This window comes from Streptomyces fuscigenes (assembly GCF_021556455.1).
GTDB lineage: Bacteria > Actinomycetota > Actinomycetes > Streptomycetales > Streptomycetaceae > Streptomyces > Streptomyces fuscigenes.
Genome location: NZ_JAKGCV010000477.1, coordinates 1 through 4,051 on the forward strand (window position 1 = coordinate 1; position 4,051 = coordinate 4,051).

2 protein-coding genes and 1 pseudogene are annotated in these 4,051 nt (G+C 73.3%); 1 reads left to right on the forward strand and 2 read right to left on the reverse strand.

Features of this window, described 5'->3' with window-relative positions; genetic code table 11:
* Nucleotides 1–90: 90 nt before the first annotated feature.
* Together L1885_RS24880 and L1885_RS24885 are read right to left on the reverse strand one after the other, a co-directional pair.
* Complete coding sequence (locus L1885_RS24880) at nucleotides 91–1,701, reverse strand: AMP-binding protein (RefSeq protein WP_235799419.1); 1,611 nt, start codon at nucleotides 1,699–1,701, stop codon at nucleotides 91–93.
* Nucleotides 1,702–1,766: 65 nt separating this feature from the next.
* The gene (locus L1885_RS24885) at nucleotides 1,767–3,497 is read right to left on the reverse strand and encodes an AMP-binding protein (RefSeq protein ID WP_235799418.1); all 1,731 of its coding nucleotides are present in this window, start codon (nucleotides 3,495–3,497) and stop codon (nucleotides 1,767–1,769) included.
* A gap of 146 nt (nucleotides 3,498–3,643) precedes the next feature.
* Between L1885_RS24885 and L1885_RS24890 the strand changes: the two are divergent.
* A pseudogene (locus L1885_RS24890) lies at nucleotides 3,644–3,970 on the forward strand (GAF domain-containing protein); the annotation flags it as partial.
* Nucleotides 3,971–4,051 lie beyond the last annotated feature (81 nt).

A 4,051-nucleotide genomic window follows, 5' to 3' on the forward strand; every position in this document is an offset into this window, starting at 1 on the left:
ACCGCCCTGGAGCTCTACAACGCGGGCGCGATCGCCGCCGCCGCCGTCCGCCGGGCCGGGGCACGGGGACGCCCCGCACGGGGGACGCGCTCAGTCGCCCGTGCCCGCCAGCCGCTCCCTCAGCTCGACCTTGCGCACCTTCCCGCTCACGGTCATCGGGAAGGACGCCACGACCTCGACCCGGTGCGGCACCTTGTAGTGCGCGAGGCGCTCGGCGCAGTACGCGGCGATCTCCTCCCCGTCGGGCGGGTCGCCGGGGTCCCGGGGGATGACGCAGGCGACGACCTGCTCGCCGTAGCGCTCGTCGGGCACCCCGACCACCTGCACGTCGGCGATCTTCGGGTGCGCGTACAGGAACTCCTCGATCTCCCGGGGATAGACGTTCTCGCCTCCCCGGATGATCATGTCCTTGATGCGGCCGACGATCTGGACGTAGTCGTCGTCCCGGACGACCGCGAGGTCGCCGGTGTGCATCCAGCGGGCCGCGTCGACCGCTTCGGCGGTGCGCTCCGAGTCGTCCCAGTACCCGAGCATCACGCTGTATCCGCGGGTGCACAGCTCGCCCGCCTCGCCGCGCGGCAGGGTGACACCGCTCGCCGGGTCGACCACCTTGACCTCGATGTGCGGCAGCGCCCGCCCGACCGTGCCCGTGCGGCGCTCCAGGTCGTCCTCGCGCCGCGTCTGCGTGGAGACCGGGGAGGTCTCGGTCATGCCGTAGCAGATGGACACCTCGCGCATGTTCATCCCGGCGACGACGCGCTTCATCACCTCGACCGGGCACGGCGAGCCCGCCATGATCCCGGTGCGCAGCGAGGACAGGTCGTAGGCGGCGAAGCCGGGCAGGTCGAGTTCGGCGATGAACATCGTCGGCACGCCGTAGAGCGAGGTGCACTTCTCCTCCTGCACCGCGCGCAGCGTCGTGTCCGCGTCGAAGGACGGCGCCGGGATCACCATGCACGCGCCGTGCGAGGTGGCCGCCAGGTTCCCCATGACCATGCCGAAGCAGTGGTAGAACGGCACGGGCAGGCAGATCCGGTCCTGCTCGGTGTACGCGACCGTCTCCCCCACGAAGTAGCCGTTGTTGAGGATGTTGTGGTGGGAGAGCGTGGCGCCCTTCGGGAAGCCCGTGGTGCCCGAGGTGTACTGGATGTTGACCGGGTCGTCGCAGGACAACGCGGCTTCCCGGGACGCGAGTTGTTCGGACGTCGCCCCGTCCGCCGCCGCCACCAGCGCGTCCCAGCTGGGATCGCCGATGTAGTGGACCGCCCGCAGGTCCGGGCACTGCGCCCGCACCTCCTCCACCATCGCCCGGTAGTCGCTCGTGCGGTGCGTCAGCGAGGCGACCAGCAGGGAGATGCCCGACTGCCGGAGCACGAAGCCGACTTCGTGCGAGCGGTAGGCCGGGTTGAGCGTGACCATGACGGCCCCGACCCGCGCCGTCGCGTACTGGACGAGCACCCACTCGGGGCAGTTGACGGCCCAGATGCCGACCCGGTCGCCCTTCTCCACGCCCGAGGCCAGCAGGGCGAGCGCGAGGCGCTCGACGTCCGCGCCGAAGCGCGTGTAGGTCCAGCGGCGCCGGGACGCGACGTCGACGAGTGCCTCCCGCTCGCCGTGGGCGGCGACGGTCCGGGCCAGGTTCGCCCCGATGGTGTCGCCCAGCAGGGGCGTGGTGCCGGTGCCGTGGACGTACGAGGGCACGGCCGGGGCGGCCGGAGCGCCCGGCGCGTGCGGGGCCGCCGGGACGGCGCCCTCGCGGGGCGCCGTCACGCGAGGTCTCCCTCGGAGTACTCCTCGGCGGAGCCGGCGGCGGTGCGCTCGCGCAGCTCGATGCGGCGGATCTTGCCCGAGACGGTCTTCGGCAGCTCCGCGAACTCCAGCCGCCGCACCCGCTTGTAGGGCGCCAGCACCGCGCGGGAGTGCTCGAAGAGGACCTTCGCCGTGTCGGGGCCCGGCTCCCAGCCCTCGGCGAGGACCACGTACGCCTTCGGCACGGCGAGGCGCAGCGGGTCCGGGGCGGGCACGACCGCGGCCTCGGCCACCGCCTCGTGCTCCAGCAGGGCGCTCTCCAGCTCGAACGGGCTGATCTTGTAGTCGCTGGCCTTGAAGACGTCGTCGCTGCGGCCCACGTACGTGATGTAGCCGTCGGCGTCCCGGGCGCCGATGTCGCCGGTGCGGTAGTACCCGCCCGCCATCGCCTCGGCCGTGCGCTCCGGGTCGCCGTTGTATCCGGTCATCAGGCCCACCGGCCGTTCGGCCAGCACCAGGCTGATCTCGCCCTCGGAGGCGCCCGGTTCGCCGGTCACCGGGTCCAGGAGCTCCACGGTGAAGCCGGGCAGGGGCCGGCCCATCGAGCCCGCCTTGACCAGCTGGCCGGGCGAGTTGGCGACCTGGACGGCCGTCTCGGTCTGGCCGAACCCGTCGCGGATGGTCACGCCCCACTCGCGCCGTACGGTCTCGATGACCTCCGGGTTCAGCGGCTCCCCCGCGGCCACGACCTCGCGCGGCGGGGTGCGCAACTGCTTCAGGTCGGCCTGGATCAGCATCCGCCAGACGGTGGGGGGCGCGCAGAAGCTGGTGACGGCGGAGGCGTCCATCTCGGCCATGAGCCGGGCCGCGTCGAAGCGGGTGTAGTTGTGGATGAAGACCGTGGCCTCCGCGTTCCACGGCCCGAACAGGTTGGACCAGGCGTGCTTGGCCCACCCCGGCGAGGCGATGTTCAGGTGCACGTCGCCGGGCTTCAGGCCGATCCAGTACATCGTCGCCAGGTGGCCGATGGGGTACGAGACGTGCGTGTGCTCCACGAGTTTGGGGCGGGCGGTGGTGCCCGAGGTGAAGTAGAGCATCAGGGGGTCGTCCGCGGCCGTCGGCCCGTCCGGCTCGAACGCGTCGGGCGACGCGAGGGCGTCCGCGTAGTCGTGCCATCCGGCCGGGGCCGCGCCGCCCGCACCGCCCGTGACGGCGATGCGCGTGTAGTCGCCGGGCACGCCCTCGAACTTGGGGGCGTCGGCGGCCCGGGCGATCACGTGCCGGGCGCCTCCGCGCTCCACGCGGTCGCGCAGGTCGAGGGTGCCCAGCAGCGGCGTCGCGGGGATGACGACGGCCCGCAGCTTCATCGCGGCGAGCGCGGTCTCCCACAGCTCGACCTGGTTGCCGAGCATGACCACGATCCGGTCCCCCGCCCGCACGCCCCGCGCGCGCAGCCAGTTGGCCGCACGGTTGGAGCGGGCGGCCATGTCGCCGAACGTGCACAGCGTGCGCGAGCCGTCCTCCTCGACGATGTGCAGGGCCGGCCGGCCGGTGTTGGCCGGGTCGGCGGCGATCCGGTCGAACCAGTCGAGGGCCCAGTTGAAGCGCTCCGGGCGGGGCCAGACGAAGCCGTCCCGGGCGGCCCGGTAGTCCTCCCGGTGGGCCAGCAGGAAGTCGCGGGCCGCCCGGAACTGCTGGTGCGCATCGCCCGCCTGCGGGAGTGGACCTGTCGTGCCGCCTGCCGTCATGTGGTGCCTCCTCGTCGCCGGCGCTTGCGCCGGACCCCTGCCCGCATCGTGCAATCAGTGATACAGGTCTCACCACCCCCGGACGGGGGTGACGCGGAAAACCCTGGAGGTTCGGACAGGTGGCGAGCAGGGGCGAGTCGCACGAGATCCGGTCGGCGCTGGCCGGGCTGCGCAGGGCGGCGGGGCTGCCCGTCGCGTTCGGCGGGCTGCTGCACGATCCGACCGGGCTGCGGCTCACGGAGCTGACGGGGGCCGCCACGCCGGTGCTGCGCGGGCTGCGGATCTCGTCGGGCAACGGCGTGGGCGGCCGGGCGGTGGCGCTGGCCAGGCCCTGCGCGGTCGCGGACTACGCGGCGGCGCGGCACATCAGCCACGAGTACGACGCCGCCGTCGCGGCGGAGGGGCTGCGGTCCGTCGTCGCGGTGCCGGTGATCGTGGCGCGGCGGGTGCGGGGCGTGCTGTACGGGGCGCTCCTGTCGCGGGAGACCGCGCTGTGAGCGCGCTCTCCTGGCTGAACGGCGAGGCGTTCACCGCCTTCGGCCAGCACATCCTGT

What these genes read in the sequence shown, in the direction of transcription:
- L1885_RS24885 (WP_235799418.1), bottom strand. Translation starts at nt 3,497, where the DNA reads ATGACGGCAGGCGGCACGACAGGTCCACTCCCGCAGGCGGGCGATGCG.